Genomic DNA, 15,596 nt, shown 5'->3' with positions numbered 1-15,596 from the left:
CGCGCCTGTCACAGGCATTACTGGCCCGAAACAAACGTAGGAGCGAGCAAAGCTCGCGATGCGCCGCGCGGGCGGCGCTCGATCTCATGGGCGCTGCAAACCTCCCGGCGAACCCACCAACAACCTCACTGGCTGCGCGCTGCCGTCAGTGCACCGGCCCGGGTAACCCGCAGGGCCACCAGGCTACCGAGCACGATCAACGCCGCCAGCGAATACAGCGCAGCATCGGTCGAGCCGGTCTGGTCCTTGATGAAGCCGACCAGGTACGGGCTGAGGAAACCGGCCATCTGGCCCACCGAGTTGATGATCGCCAGGCCCGCCACCGCCGCACTGGCGCTGAGCAGCGCAGTCGGCATCGGCCAGAACATCGGCAGGCCGGTGAGGGCGCCCATGGTGGCGATCGACAGGCCGAGGATGGCGATGCTCGGGTTGCCGGCGAAGTTGACCGCGATGAGCAGGCCGATGGCGCCCATCAGCATCGGCACTACAAGGTGCCAGCGGCGCTCGTTGCGCAGGTCTGCCGAGCGGCCGCAGAGGATCATGAACACGCCGGCCAGCAGGTACGGAATGGCGCTCAGCCAGCCGATCAGCAACGGGTTGTCGAAGCCCATGTTCTTGATGATCGACGGCAGCCAGAAGTTGATCGCGTACACGCCGCTCTGGATGCAGAAGTAGACGAAGCCGAAGGTCCAGATCAGCGGGTTGGTCAGCACGGCCAGCACGCTGTCGCCGGTGGTGTTCGGCTTGCTGGCGGCGTCGGCTTCGAGGTCGGCGGCAATCAGCTGGCGTTCGGCCGGGCTCAGCCAGGCGGCTTTCTGGTAGCCATCGCTGAGCAGCTTGATGGCCAGCACGCCGAGGGCCACGGTCGGCAGGCCCTGGATCAGGAACATCCACTGCCAGCCGGCCAAGCCATGCTGGCCAGCGGCGAAGTGTTCGAGGATCCAGCCGGAGAACGGCCCGCCGAGCAGGCCCGACACCGGGATCGCCGACATGAACAGGGCCATGATGCGGCCACGGCGGTCAGCCGGGAACCAGCGTGAGAGGTACAGCACCACGCCCGGGAAGAAGCCAGCTTCGGCGGCGCCGGTCAGCAGGCGCAGGCCGTAGAACTCGGCGGGGGTGGTGACGAACAGCAAGCAGGTCGACAGGCTGCCCCAGGCGATCATCATCGCCGCAATCCAGCGCCGCGGGCCGAAGCGGTTGAGGGCCAGGTTGCTCGGCAGGCCGCAGAGCACGTAGCCGATGAAGAAGATGCCGGCGCCGAGGCCATACACGGTTTCGCTGAACTTCAGTGCATCGAGCATCTGCAGCTTGGCGAAGCCGACGTTGACGCGGTCCAGGTAGTTGAACAGGTAGCAGATGAAAATGAACGGAATCAGCCGCAGGGTGATGCGCCGGTACAGCGCGTTGCGGGTGATATCGGTGCCTTGGTCAGGGGCAGGGCTGTGTGCCATGATCGTGGTCTCTGTTGTTATGGTTGTCGCCGCGTCGCCTGTGCCGGCGCTCGCCCTGACGAGTCTCGGGGAGTGCGACGCGCCTGTCTTTGTGCTTTTGCACAGCGTATCGTGCAGGGCGCTGTGCCGCTGTACAAAAGCTGACACGATTAAGGACCGCTGAATGTTCGAACTGGACCATGATCTGGCGCAGGATATCGTCGATCGGGCAATGGCCATTCTGCCCTGCAACGTCAACGTCATGGACAGCCAGGGGCTGATCCTCGGCAGTGGCGAACCGGAGCGCATCAACACCCGCCATGAGGGTGCGCAGCTGGTGCTGGCCAACGGACGGGTGGTCGAACTGGATGTCGACGCGGCCAAGTGCCTCAAGGGCGTGCAGCCTGGGGTCAACCTGCCGTTGATGCTCGATGGGCGCCTGATCGGCGTGCTCGGCCTGACCGGCGACCCGCAGCAACTGCGTACCTACGGCGAACTGGTGCGCATGACTGCCGAGATGCTCCTGGCGCAACGGCACCTGCAGGTCGAGCAGCAGTGGCGGCGCCAGCGGTGCGACGACTTGCTGGCGTTGTTGCTCGGCGGCAGCGGTGATTCGCCACGGCTGTTGGACGAGGCGCAGCAATTGGGCCTGAAACCTCAGCTGCCTCGGGTGCCATGCCTGTTCGAGCTGCAATCCGGGCCGCCTGCCGAAACGCTGTCGTCCTGGTTGATGAGCCGCTACCCGGAAAGCTGGTGCGTGAGCCCATCGCGCGAGTCGCTGCTGTGGTGCCGGCCGGCGGGGCTGGTGCTGGATGAAGCCCGCCTGATCGAACGCCTGCAGCGCCACGGCTGGGAGGTCGAACGCCTGGCGCTGGGCAACCCGGCGCAGAGCGTGGAGCAATTGCGCCGGGGTTACCGACGGGTGCGTGACTTGCTGGCCTACGGCCGTGAGGTACTGCCGAAAGAACAACTGCTGAGCCTTGGCCGCTACCGCTTGCCGGCCTTGCTCTGGCGCCATCGCAACGAAGATGCGCTGGACGAACTGCTGGAGCCGCTGCAGCGCATTCGCTCCCGGGATGCCAGCGGCCAGTTGCTGGCCACGCTACGCGCCTGGTGCGCGCACGATGGCCAGAGCCAGGCCTGTGCCGATGCCCTGGGCATCCACCGCAACAGCCTGCGCTACCGCCTGGAGCGCATCGCCGAACTGGGCGAAGTAGACCCGCTGCGCCTGGAGGGCATGCTGAGCCTGTACCTGGGGCTGCAACTGCTGCCGGCCGATTGAACGCGGGCAAAGGCATTTGCCCAAACAACGGCGCTGGCCTTTTGTGCATCCGACCGAGGTCGCCGCGCCAGTCAGCTGTCAGCATGCCAGTCATCAGGACAGGAGAATCCCCATGAAAATCGTCATCGCCCCCGACTCGTTCAAGGACAGCCTCGACGCTGCCGGTGTCGCCCGCGCCATCGCCCTTGGCCTGAGCGAGGCGTTGCCCGCTGCCGAACTGGTCGAGTGCCCGATGGCCGATGGTGGCGAAGGCACCATGCAAGCGATCGTGGCGGCCAGCCATGGCGAACTGCGCCGGCTGGCCGTACGCGGGCCGCTGGGGCAGCAGGTGGAAGCCGGTTGGGGCTGGCTGGCAGAGAGCCGCACCGCGGTCATCGAGATGGCCCAGGCCAGCGGTATCCAGCTGGTACCCAGCGGCCAGCGCGATGCCTGCCGCAGCAGCACCTGGGGCACCGGTGAGCTGATTGCCGCCGCGCTGGCGGCCGGGGCGCAGCGTATTGTCCTGGCCATTGGCGGCAGTGCCACCAACGACGGCGGCAGCGGCATGCTGCGCGCCTTGGGCCTGCGCTTGCTGGACGCCGATGGGCAAGCGCTGGAGGAGGGTGGCCTGGCCCTGGCCCGGCTGGCCCGCATCGACGCCAGTGACCTGGACCCGCGCCTGGCCGAGGTGCAGGTCGAAGTGGCGGCCGATGTCGACAACCCGCTGTGTGGCGCCAATGGCGCCTCGGCGATCTTCGGCCCGCAGAAGGGCGCCAACCCCGAGCAAGTGCAGGCGCTGGACCAGGCCCTTGGCCATTTTGCCGACCATTGTGCGCAATTGCTGGGTGAAGACGTGCGCGACTTCCCGGGTTGTGGTGCTGCGGGGGGCATGGGCTTTGCCGCCAAGGCCTTCATGGGCGCGCGCTTCCGCCCAGGCGTGGAGGTGGTCGCCGAGCTGGCCGGCCTGGACGCGCTGGTGCAAGGTGCCGACCTGGTGATTACCGGTGAAGGGCGCTTCGACGCCCAGACCCTGCGCGGCAAGACCCCCATGGGTGTCGCCCGGGTGGCCAAGCGTCACGGGGTGCCGGTGGTGGTACTGGCCGGGACCTTGGGCGAAGGTTACCAACAGCTGTATGCCCACGGTATCGACGCAGCCTTTGCCCTGGCCAACGGGCCGATGACCCTGGAACAGGCGTGCGCGGATGCCGCGCAGCTTTTGCAGGCCCGTGCCGGCGATATCGCCCGTGTCTGGCACAGCGCCAGGCAGCATCGCTGAGAGGCTGCAACCCTTCTGCATCAGGCGTCTGCTGTTCGCCGTGACGCCAGCGGAACTGGGGCAAGCGGTCGGCATTGCACTGGATCTGCCAGTTCAATGTCAGCTGTCTTCTGTATCACGACCGTCATGGCCACCTGACCGATCAGGTGGTGATGCCGGTACCGCGCATGACCCGTTCATCAGTGCCGGGTAGCACGGCCAGTTCGCCAAAGCGTTGGGTGGCATCGATGTAGCGCAGTGCCGACTTGGCGTCCTTCCAGCCCACGTAGCTCATCATCGCCTTCAGTTCCCAGCCATTGGCCGTTGCCCAGGTGGCGAAGCCGCGGCGCAGGGAATGACCGGTGTAGAGGGCGGCAGGTATGCCGGCACGTGCCAGCATGCGCCGCAGCAGGCCGATCAGGCTGTTGCTGTTGAGCGGCGTGTCGCTGAGGTTGCCCCAACGGTCGAGCTTGCGAAAGACCGGGCCGTGGGCGATGCCCGCCACCTCGATCCATTGCAGATAGGCATTGACCGGGCACAGCGTTTTCAGCGCCGGGGTGCGGTGCTGCACGCCAAGTGCTTCGCGGTCGCCCTTGCTGCGCGGCAGGAACAGGGTGATGCCGACGCCGGCTTCGGCCTGGATGTGCTCCACCCGCAGGCGCGCCAGTTCATCACCGCGAAAGCCGCGCCAGAAGCCCAGCAACAGCAGGGCGGTGTCGCGCCGGGCGCGACGCAGGCTCTGCAGGTCATGGCACTGCTGGGCCTGGGTGGCTTCTGCTTCGAAATGTTCGACGGCCGTTTGCAGGTGTTGCAGCAACAAGGGTGCGGCCTGCCTGGGAGGCGTCGGGTGCAGGGTGCGGATGCCGCGCAGCACCTGGCGCACCAGCGGCGCCTTGGTCGGGTCGGGGAAGCCTTGGCTGATGTGCCACTGGCTAAGTGCTGCCAGGCGCTGGCGCAAGGTGCTGACCGCGTGCTGTTCGGCGTGGTCGGCCAGGTAACGGGCGATGCTGTCGGCGGTGGCCGGCAGGAAGCCGCCCCAATGGGTCTCGAAGTGTTCGATCGCGGCCTGGTAGCTGCGCCGGGTGTTGTCACGGGTGGCGGCGCGGACGTAGCGCTCGATGTCGGTCATGGTGGTGGTGCCAGTTGCTGATGCCGACACCATACCCCTAAGTGGCTTTGCCTGTCCCGGCCTCTTCGCGGCTGAAGCCGCTCCAACAGGGACGGACTGCCCCCAAGAAGTTGCACAGCAATCCAACCCTTGGGGGCACCCAGGTACCGCATGCCGCTCAAGGTAAAGGAGGTCCTTGTGGGAGCAACGGTCTCGTTTGATTGCAAAAGCTGGCGCGATGTGGGAGCCGCGCTTGCCGGCGATGGGCCGCGAAGCGGCCCCGGTATATAAGTGATCGCTATCGACCCATGTCAAACGCAAGAATGTTGGGGCCGCTTCGCGGCCCATCGCCGGCAAGCGCGGCTCCCACAAGTACGGCGCACGCCTGGAAGCTGGCGACAATCGTGTGCGGCTTCAGCCGCGAACAGGCCGGGGCAGGATGCCCCGGGATCAGTTGGGCAATGAGGCATCCATCAATTGTGCGGCCAGGCGCTTCACAGCACGCATGGCTTTTCCTCGATACCGTTGAACGGCGGGTAGTCACGCAGCTGCGCCGGTGACAGCGGCCGGCTGAAGTGATAGCCCTGGGCGATATCGCAGCCGGCGAGCTTCAGGCACACCACCTGCTCGCGGGTCTCGACGCCTTCGGCCACCACTTCCAGGCCCAGGCGCTTGGCCAGGATGATGGTCGAAGAGACGATCGGGCTGTCATCGTGGCTGTTCGACAGCGGTGCGATCAACGAGCGGTCGATCTTCAGCTTGCTCAGCGGCAGCGAGTGCAGGTGGGCGAAGCCAGCGTAGCCGCGGCCGAAGTCGTCCAGGCTGATGCCCAGACCGGCTTCACGCAAGCACTGCAGGTGGTCGACGGCGGTGCCTTCCGGGTCGAGGATGGTGGTTTCGGTGATCTCCAGTTCCAGGCGTTGCGGGTTGATGCCGTACCGCTGCAGTTTGGCCAGCAGGCGGCTGCTGAAGTCGGCCTGGCGCAACTGCATGGCCGAAACGTTCACGGCCAGGCGCGCTTCACGGCCCTGAGCGCCCCAGCGGGCCAATTCTTCGCAGGCCAGGCGCAATACCTCCCAACCCAGCTCGATGATGAAACCGCTGCGTTCGGCCAGACCGATGAAACGGTCCGGGTACAGCAGACCGAATTCAGGGTGGGCCCACCGTACCAAGGCTTCATAGCCCATTACACGGTGGCTATCCAGGCGGATCTGCGGCTGGTAGTGCAGCACGAACTGGCGCTCGGTCAGGGCCGTGCCAAAGGCTTGTTCGAGGGTGAAGGCCTGGATATCGGAAAGGTTGAGCGAAGGGTCGAAGAAACGGTACTGGGCCCGACCGGCCTGCTTTGCCGAGTACATGGCGGCATCGGCGCAGCGGATCAGGCTGTCGATGTCCTGGCCATCGCGCGGGCAGATGCTGACCCCGACACTGGGGCTGGTGTTGACCTCCTGGCCGTCGAGGGCATAGGTGGCTGAAAGTTTCTGTACCAGCATACGCACCCAGCTATTGATCTGTTGTTCGCTGCGCTCGCCCGCCAGCAGCACGACGAACTCGTCGCCGCCAAAGCGCGAAGCCTCGTCGCCAGGTTCGAGCAGGCGCTGGATGCGCCCGGCCACTGCCTGCAGCAGCAGGTCGCCGATCTTGTGCCCGAGCGAGTCGTTGATCGATTTGAAACGGTCCATGTCGATGAACAGGATTGCCATCAAGCGGCGCTTGCCGCGCTGCCGGGTCAGCGCCTGCCCGGCGACTGCGACGAACTGGCGGCGGTTGTGCAGGCCGCTGAGGTGGTCGGTGGCGGCGGCGTGGCTGCTGCGCCGGTGTTCGTCTTCCAGGCGGCCGATCAATTGCTGGTTGACCTGTTGCGCTTGCTCCAGAGCGCTGAACGCCTCTTGGCGTTTGCGTAGCAGGCGCAAGGTCCAGGCCAGGCTGGCGAGGATCATCAGGGTCATGCTCAGGTTCAGCCAGAACTGGCGCGAATAGGCCAGCGCGGAAGGGGCGAGAATCTCGTCATAGCGCTGGCTGACCACCACGCTGAAGCCACGCTCGGGCACCCGCCGGTACAGGCTCTGGTAAGGCACGCCGGCAGCGTACTGGGTCAATTGCCCGGCCGCATCGTCGGCATCTGCCAGGTCCGGTTCGAAGCGCTCGCCTGTCACCACCACGCCGCGGGTATCGATGCGCAGGTGCTCCTGGCCATCGTCCTGGACCAGGCGCATCACGCCGCTGTCACCCAGGTCGATGTGCTGGAACAGCACCGCCAGGTAGCCGATGTCGAGCTGCACCACGAGCATGTTGTCGATCTGCCGGCCCGGCAGGTCGGTCAACGGCAGCAGAAATGGCAGCCAGTTGGGCAGGGTTGGCGTTGAGGTGCCTGGGGGGACCTGCGCCAGGAAGGGTTTGAAACCGTAGTGGGCGACATGCACCTGCAATTGCTTCAGCCAGTCGCTCGGCAGTGCCGCGGCTTCATCGCTGTGGCTGGCGGAAAGCAGCCGACCCTGGCGGTCGTAAAGGCTCATGCGTTTGAACACCGGGTCCTCGGCCAGCAGCCTGGCCAGGCTCAGGTTGCCCTGGCGCAGCGTCTTCATGTCGTCCTGGGTCACCCGGCCCACGGCCTGGGCGCGGTCGACCAGCTGGCGCAGGTTCTCGGCAACGATACTGGCCAGGTTCAGATGCTCGGCCGCCTTGGCTGCCAGTGCAGCCTGGCGCGCGGCGGCCTTCTGGCTGAAGTGCAGCCCCCAGAGGAAGGTCAGGGTGGCTGCGCAGAGCATCAGGATCAACAAGCGCAGGAGGCTTGCGGAGGAGAGAGAGCGGCGGATCACTGCTGGTATTCCCGACCCTGGGTGATGGTCGAAAAATACGACAGAAAGATGACTGCCTCATGACCGATGGCTAAATGCCTTTATGGTTTCCCCCGATCAGCCAAGGGCGCCTGTATGCGCGTGGTCTCTTCCTGCAGGTAGGTGATCAGCGCGGTGATCTCGGTATCGCCCAGGCGCATGTTGGGCATGGCCAGGCGGTTGTACTGTTCGTAGAGCAGGGTGGCCAGCGGTTCCTTCTCGGCCAGCATCTGGTCCGGTTCCTTCAGCCAGCGTATCAGCCAGCTGGGGTCGCGTTGCTGGGTCACACCGAGCAGGTCGGGGCCGATACCGGGTTGGCCGGGTTCGGTGTTACCCACGGTGTGGCAGGAAGAGCAGCGGGTGCGGAAGATCTGTTCGCCGCTGCTGGGCGGGCGGATTTGCGGGGCATTGGCGTAGTCGTTGGTCATGGCGCTGGCCTGTTTCCAGTTGTGCAGGCTGTTGCCCAGGCGGTCGGCGAGGATGTACGGGCTTTCGAAGGGCGAGGCCTTCATCCAGCGGCCCGTGGCCTGGTTGCCGATGATCAGGCTCAGGTTGTGGTCCTTGGAGCGGCCGTTTTCCAGGCCTTCGATATACAGGCCCAGGCGCCGGCGCAGTTGTTCGATATCGTCGGGTTCGCCGGTGAGCAGGGTCCAGCCGGGGCCGATGCCGAACTTTTCGGCGTAGCGCTTGAGGGTGGCGGGGGTGTCGTTGTAGGGGTCGATGCTGATGGAGTAGAGGAAGATGTCCTTGCCGACCCGGTCACCGAGGATTTTCTGCACCTGGCGCAGGCGGGCGGTTTCCACCGGGCAGGAGTCGGTGCAGCCGGTGAAGATGAAGTTGATTGCCACCACCTTGTCCTTGATCAGGTCGTCGAAGAAACGCACCTTCTTGCCGTCCTGGGTCACCAGCGGGGTGTTGGGGAAGTAGCTGGCGCCCCACGGTGTAGCCGCCACGGCCGAGGGGGCGGATTGGGCTGGATTGATTGGCCAGTAGTGGGTACCGGCGGCGAACAGGGTGAGGGCAAGCAGAACACGCCATGACAGGGCCATGATGCGATCCTCTGTTTTCTTGTGTGGTGGTTGACCGCCTTATCGTCGCCAAGCCGGGCTCCCACAGGCATTTCACATCACTGTGCTCGCTACCTGTGGGAGCCGGCTTGCCGGCGATGGGCCGCGTGGCGGCCCCGCTGTCACTTGATGCTGATGGGCGCCGTTACGCTCTGGCCCAGTGCTGACTTCACGGTGATCGTCGCCGGCGTCGCCGGGCCGCTGCCGGTGGTGGTCGTAGACAACCGCCAGCGCGCCCCGGTGGATGCCGTCGTCAGCGTTGCCGTGCCCAGGTTCAGCGGCCCACTGGTGGTGGCTGCGGTTACCGTGATGCTGTTGCCGCTGGCCACCGAGGTGGTGCCGGAGATGTCCCAGGTGTAGCGGTTGTTGCTGCGCACCTGCACCACGGCGCTGCTGACCTCGATCTTGTCCGCCACCACAGCAGGGCCCACCGCAACATTGACCGTCGCCTGGGTCAGCGAATCGGCACCCTTGGCGTCGCGCGCGGTGTAGGCGAAGCTGGCGGTGAACGGGGTGTCGACCGTGGCCGGCGGCGTGTAGGTCACGCTGGTGCCGTCGGTGCTGACCGTCCCCTTGCCGGAATCAGGCTGGTTGAGGTCCTTGACAGTCAGTGGCAGGTTGCCTTCGGGGTCGGTGTCGTTGGCCAGCACGTTGATCACGATCGGCTTGCCGGCCGTGGTCGCGGCACTGTCGTTCACCGCCACCGGTGGCTTGTTGGCCGTGTCGGTGTTGTTGTTGCTGGCGGTGCGGAAGGTCGGCAGGCCCACCGAAGCCATGTACTGCACGCCATCCCAGCCTGGCAGCGGCGTCGGCATCACCTGGAATTGCCCAGGGTGCTCGATGTCCCAGCGCAGCAGCATCGAGTTGTCTTCGTGCTGGGTGTTGTGGCAGTGCTCCATGTAGGTACCGGCGAACTCACGGAAGCGAATGGCCATTTCCACTTCGCTCGAGGAGTCGGCGTCCGGGCCGATGCGGTAGACGTCTTTACGTGCCCATTTTTCCCATTCCGGTGGCGCCTTGCCGTCACGGCTGAGGATCACACCTTCCTCGAAGTGCACATGCACCGGGTGGCTCCAGCCGCTGCCGCCGTTCTTGATCTTCCACACTTCCAGGGTGCCGTCGCCGCTGAAGCCGGCCTGGGTCGCTTCGCTGGCCAGTTGCGGTGCGGCGGAGATGCGCCGTGGGTCCATGCTGTAGCCAAAGCCACCGTCGGTCTTGATGGTCCAGGGGGTGGTGTCGGTGCCGTCGGAGCGACCGAAGGTGAACTCGCGGTGGCGCGCGGCCTTGATCTTGGCCTGGTCGGCGACGGCCGTGCGGTCGATGGTCAGCGGGATCATCTTCAGGCCTTCGGCCTTGCCCGGCTTGGCCGGTTCATAGGCGCTTGGGTCCATGCTGACGTCGGTGCCGCTGTAGGGTTGCACGACCAACTGCATGACCTTGCCGACTACCGGGTCGCCTCTGTCCCATTCGGGCCCGGTGCTGGTCTGCTTGATCACCGCCTTGTACTTCTCGGACAGCACGTCGGCCAATGAAATGGCCTGTTTCGGGCCCTTGCCGGTTTCGTGCTCCATGATGTTGACGATGTACAGCTTGTCGCCAACCTTGATCCCGTTCTTGGCGAAGTTGATGATGATGTCGTAACGCTCGGCGATGCCTTGCAGCGGCAGGATGCCGTTGTTGTCGTCGGTCTTGCCGTCGCCATTGAGGTCCATGGTGCCGTCGAACGGCACGGCGTGTTCCATGATGTTGCCGTCGTTGGCGATCATGTGGAATGGCACCCGCGCGTACGACACGTTGGAGCCGGACGGCCCCTTGAACTCGCCACTGTTGCCGGCGATTTCACGCACCACGGCAAACTTGAAATAGCGCGACACCGAGCCGTTGAGGATACGGAAGCGGTAGCTGCGGGCGCGCACCTTGAGTTTGGGCTGATACTGCCAGTTGACCAGCACCTGGTCGCCGAGGAAACCGTCGGTGTTGAACGGGTTGAACCACAGCTGGCCGTTCTGATCCCAGGCCTTGTCGGCGATCACCAGGTTGACGTCATAGTCGCGGTTGCCCCACGGCATGGCCGAGCCGCTGGGGAAGCGCAGGTTGACGCCGTCCTGCAGAGCTTCGTTGCCGCGGTCGATGGCGCTGTAGTAGTTCATCATCACGGCGTTGCCTTTGTAGACGTTCTGCGCCGTGAAATCCATCATGTGGTCGTGGAACCAGTGGGTACTCATGGTTTCGTGCCAATCGCCACGAATCTTGATGCTGCCGTTCTGGCAGGTCTTCAGCCCGGGGTTGGCGTCGTTGACGAACAGCGTTTCACCCGGCGAGCAGGGGAACGCGGCGCGCGGATCTTCGGCACGGGTGTTGATCGTGTCGTAGCCGGCCAGCTGGATCGGCCAGCGGTAGTCATAGTACTGGCCAGGGAAGAAGTAGGCGTTGGCAAAGCCATCGCTCTCGGCTGGCGAGTGGCCGTTGTGCTCGTGGGTGGAAATGGTGTGCAAGCCAAAGCCTGCGTTGGCTGCCGGGTCGATCGGCAGCGCGTTGTAGTGGCGCATCAGCACCGGCTGGCCATAGCGAACCATCAGCAGCTTCGGCGGGAAGGTGCCGTCGAAGGTCCACAGCGATTTGTGGTTCTGCTGCGGGAAGTTCGGGTGGAAGCGGGGGTCGATGCCCTTGGTGGTACCGAGGGTGGTCGGGATGTCCGAGGTCTGGTAATACAACCCGCCCGGCGCGAACTCGCCAACGGCATAGTTGTGCAACTGCTTGCGGTCACGCAGCCCCTGGTTGATGCGTGCACCCGCCTGTGCGGTCTTGAACGCTGCCTGGGGGTAGAACTCGTTCCAGCGCTGGTGCGACCAGCCTTTTCCTGGTGGCCGGCCTTCTGCCGGCGAGCCGACCGAGTTGCGGTTGAGGAACATCTCGATCTGCGCCTTCCACGGGTTGCGGTCGAGGGTGTTGGCGTACTGGGTGGGGAACGGGTACAGGCCCGGCTGCTTGAGGAAGGCTTCCAGGGCGTTGCCGTTGGGACTGCTGCGGGCCACCACGTCAGGGTCTTGCGCAGGGGCGGCGCCCAGCGTGGGGACCGGGAAGGTCAGGTTTGGCGGTGGTAGGTTGGGGTCGAGTTTCTCCGGGCCGAATTCTTCGAATAGCAGCAGTTGCTGGGTGAACGGCTGCGCCCCGAACAGCGGGCTCGGCTTGCCATTGGTAGGGTAATTGCGTGACGTCTGCAGGGCAGGCGGCAGTACGTTGTCGACGCGGTTGGAGGCACGATCGCCGTATACCCCGTTTTGCAGTTCCAGCGAACCTTGGTTGGCTTCGGGCAGGTTGAAGAGGTTGAGCAGTGCCGGGGCCGGGTCGGCCGGCTGGTCATCGTAATGCGACGGGTCTGTCGGCGGTGGCTGGCTGACATCATCCATTGTGCTGGCCATGGCCGAGATCAGCCCAAGGCTGAACATCAGCGCGGTCACGGCGGACAATTTGAAGGCGTGGCTGTTGGGGTGGATCACGGCAGGGGTTTTCATTGCCTGGTGCCTCGCTCACGGCTAAATGGCTATGGGCCATCAATGGCGTATTGCCGGGTTTTTATGGCCTGAGCAACGGCTGTGCCAACACATCTTTTGGTAAAGCTTTGTTAAACAATTCCTTGTGGCGCCTGAGGCGCGCTAAATAACGGGGTGTCAAAGACCGGGTGTAGGCCCCCAAAACTGGGCAGGGCTGGGCCCAACTCCGGTGATGGGAGTGGTGACAATTGGTGATCGGCGCTGTATACCTGTTGCCCACCAAGGGGAGCCCGGCAACGGGCTGAGAAACCGCTGGCAGCTGCAGCGCGGTGACCCTTCGAACCTGATCCGGATAATGCCGGCGAAGGGATGGGACTGCCAGACCTGCCTTTTGCCGGCCTCACTGTGAGGCCACACCATGAACGAACGCTTCAGCGAAACCCTGCAACGCCAGAACCAACCGACCTGGTCGGCTGCCGTCGGCCACCGTTTCGTCAGTGAACTCTGCGCGGGCAGCGTGGCCGACCCGATCATGGTCCGCTACCTGGTCCAGGACCACCGCTTTCTCGACAGCTTCCTGACCTTGCTCGGCGCCGCCATCGCCACCGCCGACACCTTCGAGGCCCGCCTGCGCTTCGGCCGCTTCGCGGGGATGATCTCCAGCGACGAGAACACCTATTTCCTGCGCGCGTTCGAGGCGCTGGACGTCAGCCCCGCGCAACGCACAGCGCCTGCAGACACTGCACCTACCGCCGGTTTCAAGGCCATCATGCGCGAGGCTGCTGCCACCCGTTCCTACGCCGCCGCGCTGGCAGTGCTGAACGTTGCCGAAGGCCTGTATCTGGACTGGGCTCTCAAGGCACCCAAGCCGTTGCCCGCCAACTTCGTCCATGCCGAATGGATCACCCTGCACGACAATCCGGCATTTTGCGATTTCGTCGCTTTCCTGAAGTCCGAGCTGGACCGGGTCGGCCCCCAGGAGGCCGCATTGGCCAGTGACTTCTACAAACGCACCGTTGAGCTGGAGCTTGCCTTCTTCGACGCCATTTACACCGAGGAGGCGTGAGCATGGATATTTTCGAGCGTTTGAAGGCTGCGACTGCCGGGCAGTGGCACAGCTATGTCGACCACGACTTCGTGCGGCAGATGGGCGAGGGTACCCTCCCGGAAGAAGCCTTCCGCACGTACCTGATCCAGGACTACCTGTTCCTCATCCAGTTCGCCCGCGCCTGGGCCCTGGCCGCCTACAAAAGCCGCTTGCCGGCGGATATCCGCGCCGCCCAGGCGGGCCTTGCGGCGATTCTTGACGAGACCGAGCTGCACCTGCGCTTGTGCGCGCGCTGGGGCTTGTCCCAGGCCGATATCCAGGCAGCGCCGGAACACCAGGCGACCGTGGCTTACACCCGTTACGTGCTCGACTGCGGCACGGCCGGTGACCTGCTCGAGTTGCATGTGGCCCTGGCACCGTGCGTGATTGGCTACGCCGAGATCGGCCGCACGCTGGCGCAGCGCATTGGCGACTTGAGCGAGCACCCGTACCGGGAGTGGATTGGCGAGTATGCCGGGGAGGCTTACCAGGGCGTGGCCGCGGCGGCGCGCAAGCATCTGGATGAACTGGCGGCACGGAGCATGACCGAGCAGCGGTTTGTCGAGCTGGTACAGATCTTTGGCCAGGCTTCGAGGCTGGAGGCTGATTTCTGGCAGATGGGGTTGGATGGCGTGGCCTGAGGCCGGGCTAAGCCTTCAATCGCGCGTTTTGGGCGAGTTTTGTAAATCGCCGTGCACATGAACCGCACGGCGATCCGGTCGCGTTTGGGCAGGGTGCGGAAGGTGGTGACCCCATCGAGTACGTCGTATTCATAAATGCGCCCACTGCCATCCAGGTCCTCCTGCGCGACCAGTCGATCCAGCTTGTCCCAGCCAAAATGATAGGACTCGTCGTTTTCATTGGTGAGCTTGAGCAATCGGCCGTAGGCGTCGTAACGAAATCTGACGCTGTGGCCCATGGCATCCAGGCGCTCGACCAGGCGACCGCTGTGGTCGTAGTTAAACTGCAGGTTCTTTTGCGCAGGATCGATATAGCGCGTCAGCTGGCCGGCGGCATCGACTTCGTAGCGGTCGATACGACCATCGGGCCGTTCATTTTCGATCAGGTAGCCGCGGGCGTCAAAACGGAAGAGGGTCTTCTCGCCGCGGGCGTTGATGCTCTCGCTCAGGCGGCCATGCAAGTCGTAGTGGTACAGCGTCTGGTTGTTGCTGCAGTCACGGTAACTGAGCAACTGGCCACGGGTGTTCCAGCTCAGGTGCTTGGTCTTTTCGAGGGCATCGGTAATGCGGGTAACGCGGCCTTCCGGGCTGTATTGATATTGTGTGCTATGGCCCAGTGGATCCTGCTCCCACAGCAAATTGCCATGGGCATCGTGGCCGTAACGCCGGGTACGCCCTGCAGCCTCGGAGACCTGAACGGGTAGCGCCCAGTGGCGCAGGTAGCTGATATGTTCGCTACGCCCAAGTGTCTCTGGGGTTCGTGAGATTTATTTAATGCCAGATTGTTTTTTGTTTCCGACAAAATACGCAAAGGCGTTATTTGTGAGATAACTACCATCCTGTCCATTATAGCAATTGGCAGCGTCTGGCCATGCAAGGAAATGAGTTTCTGGTTTGTCGGAAGTGTTGCCGGTTTTACGGTCAACTAAAAAAACATCTACCGCTCCCTTCCTGGCTATCTTAAATACTGTTTTTACAAACAAATCGGTTGCAGGATCTTTCTTGGGGTCGTATGAAGCAGATAGCCTTCCATTGCGAAGGCAGGAAGGGTCGTAGTCTGCTATGTGTGGTCTGATGTACTGGATGAGTCCAGGTCCGACCGTCGCCCCGAAGTATGACCTTTTATTCTCGTTGGGGAATATATAGTTTTTGCTATATATGTGCTCTGGTAGTATTAGTTTGTTCCATATGGAGTGCTGCGGGCTGTCACTGTGGCATTCATTTAGCATATGCCTTGTTTTGGGCGATCGTTTTTCCCAGTTTCCCGTCTCGATGAATGTTATCTCGGGAAATTGAGATAAGAGCTCTCTAGAAAAGCGAAGCTCATCAGCTTGCGTCATAAATACTAGGAGTGTTGGTGTTTTGTTGACCATT

Annotated in this window: 10 protein-coding genes, 2 pseudogenes and 1 riboswitch; of the genes and pseudogenes, 5 read left to right on the top strand and 7 right to left on the bottom strand. The window is 63.8% G+C overall.

Going from position 1 to position 15,596, the window contains the following annotated elements; translation table 11 throughout:
- Positions 1-125 precede the first annotated feature (125 nt).
- A complete protein-coding gene (locus OCX61_RS13905) occupies positions 126-1,454 on the bottom strand; it encodes an MFS transporter (protein WP_261940006.1) in 1,329 nt (442 codons plus the stop codon).
- A 163-nt stretch (positions 1,455-1,617) separates the two neighbouring features.
- Here OCX61_RS13905 and OCX61_RS13900 point away from each other — a divergent pair, with 163 nt between their 5' ends.
- The 3 genes and pseudogenes from OCX61_RS13900 to OCX61_RS27215 form a co-directional block, all read left to right on the top strand.
- On the top strand, positions 1,618-2,715 hold the full coding sequence (locus OCX61_RS13900; RefSeq protein WP_261940005.1) for a sugar diacid recognition domain-containing protein: 1,098 nt from the start codon (positions 1,618-1,620) through the stop codon (positions 2,713-2,715).
- A 112-nt stretch (positions 2,716-2,827) separates the two neighbouring features.
- A complete protein-coding gene (locus tag OCX61_RS13895) occupies positions 2,828-3,970 on the top strand; it encodes a glycerate kinase (RefSeq protein WP_261940004.1) in 1,143 nt (380 codons plus the stop codon).
- 31 nt (positions 3,971-4,001) lie between these two features.
- Positions 4,002-4,134 (top strand): annotated as a pseudogene (locus tag OCX61_RS27215) (SMP-30/gluconolactonase/LRE family protein); the annotation flags it as partial.
- Here the strand turns inward: OCX61_RS27215 and OCX61_RS13890 are convergent.
- The 4 genes from OCX61_RS13890 to OCX61_RS13875 all read right to left on the bottom strand — a co-directional run bounded on the left by OCX61_RS13890 (position 4,113) and on the right by OCX61_RS13875 (position 12,476).
- Positions 4,113-5,078, bottom strand: a complete 966-nt coding sequence (locus tag OCX61_RS13890; RefSeq protein WP_261940003.1) for a site-specific integrase — start codon at positions 5,076-5,078, stop codon at positions 4,113-4,115. The pseudogene OCX61_RS27215 and the gene OCX61_RS13890 overlap by 22 nt on opposite strands.
- 473 nt (positions 5,079-5,551) lie before the next feature.
- Positions 5,552-7,876 (bottom strand): putative bifunctional diguanylate cyclase/phosphodiesterase, encoded by a 2,325-nt coding sequence (locus tag OCX61_RS13885; RefSeq protein WP_261940002.1) that lies wholly within the window; start codon positions 7,874-7,876, stop codon positions 5,552-5,554.
- An 80-nt stretch (positions 7,877-7,956) separates the two neighbouring features.
- Positions 7,957-8,943 (bottom strand): SCO family protein, encoded by a 987-nt coding sequence (locus OCX61_RS13880; RefSeq protein ID WP_261940001.1) that lies wholly within the window; start codon positions 8,941-8,943, stop codon positions 7,957-7,959.
- A 140-nt stretch (positions 8,944-9,083) separates the two neighbouring features.
- Complete coding sequence (locus OCX61_RS13875) at positions 9,084-12,476, bottom strand: Ig-like domain-containing protein (protein ID WP_261940000.1); 3,393 nt, start codon at positions 12,474-12,476, stop codon at positions 9,084-9,086.
- 251 nt (positions 12,477-12,727) lie between these two features.
- Positions 12,728-12,842: riboswitch (TPP riboswitch) on the top strand.
- Between the two features lie 31 nt (positions 12,843-12,873).
- Here OCX61_RS13875 and OCX61_RS13870 point away from each other — a divergent pair.
- Both OCX61_RS13870 and tenA read left to right on the top strand, forming a co-directional pair.
- Positions 12,874-13,521 carry a TenA family protein gene (locus OCX61_RS13870; RefSeq protein ID WP_261939999.1) on the top strand — a complete coding sequence of 216 codons (648 nt, stop codon included), beginning with the start codon at positions 12,874-12,876 and terminating at the stop codon, positions 13,519-13,521.
- On the top strand, positions 13,518-14,183 hold the full coding sequence (gene tenA, locus OCX61_RS13865) for a thiaminase II (protein ID WP_261939998.1): 666 nt from the start codon (positions 13,518-13,520) through the stop codon (positions 14,181-14,183). The genes OCX61_RS13870 and tenA overlap by 4 nt, the downstream gene beginning before the upstream one ends.
- 311 nt (positions 14,184-14,494) lie before the next feature.
- Here tenA and OCX61_RS27465 read toward each other — a convergent pair.
- Positions 14,495-14,860 (bottom strand): annotated as a pseudogene (locus OCX61_RS27465) (type IV secretion protein Rhs); the annotation flags it as partial.
- A gap of 129 nt (positions 14,861-14,989) precedes the next feature.
- Positions 14,990-15,595 (bottom strand): DUF8467 domain-containing protein, encoded by a 606-nt coding sequence (locus OCX61_RS13855; protein WP_261939997.1) that lies wholly within the window; start codon positions 15,593-15,595, stop codon positions 14,990-14,992.
- Position 15,596 lies beyond the last annotated feature (1 nt).

Origin of the sequence: Pseudomonas sp. LRP2-20 (assembly GCF_024349685.1) — a bacterium.
In the GTDB taxonomy this organism is placed as follows: domain Bacteria; phylum Pseudomonadota; class Gammaproteobacteria; order Pseudomonadales; family Pseudomonadaceae; genus Aquipseudomonas.
This window is presented reverse-complemented; position numbering and strand designations above follow the sequence as displayed.

Bases quoted from the DNA above. Each gene is read 5' to 3' on its own strand.
- OCX61_RS13875 (WP_261940000.1), bottom strand. From the start codon at position 12,476: ATGAAAACCCCTGCCGTGATCCACCCCAACAGCCACGCCTTCAAATTG.
- OCX61_RS13855 (WP_261939997.1), bottom strand. From the start codon at position 15,595: ATGGTCAACAAAACACCAACACTCCTAGTATTTATGACGCAAGCTGAT.
- OCX61_RS13900 (WP_261940005.1), top strand. From the start codon at position 1,618: ATGTTCGAACTGGACCATGATCTGGCGCAGGATATCGTCGATCGGGCA.
- OCX61_RS13895 (WP_261940004.1), top strand. From the start codon at position 2,828: ATGAAAATCGTCATCGCCCCCGACTCGTTCAAGGACAGCCTCGACGCT.
- OCX61_RS13880 (WP_261940001.1), bottom strand. From the start codon at position 8,943: ATGGCCCTGTCATGGCGTGTTCTGCTTGCCCTCACCCTGTTCGCCGCC.
- OCX61_RS13870 (WP_261939999.1), top strand. From the start codon at position 12,874: ATGAACGAACGCTTCAGCGAAACCCTGCAACGCCAGAACCAACCGACC.
- OCX61_RS13905 (WP_261940006.1), bottom strand. From the start codon at position 1,454: ATGGCACACAGCCCTGCCCCTGACCAAGGCACCGATATCACCCGCAAC.
- OCX61_RS13890 (WP_261940003.1), bottom strand. From the start codon at position 5,078: ATGACCGACATCGAGCGCTACGTCCGCGCCGCCACCCGTGACAACACC.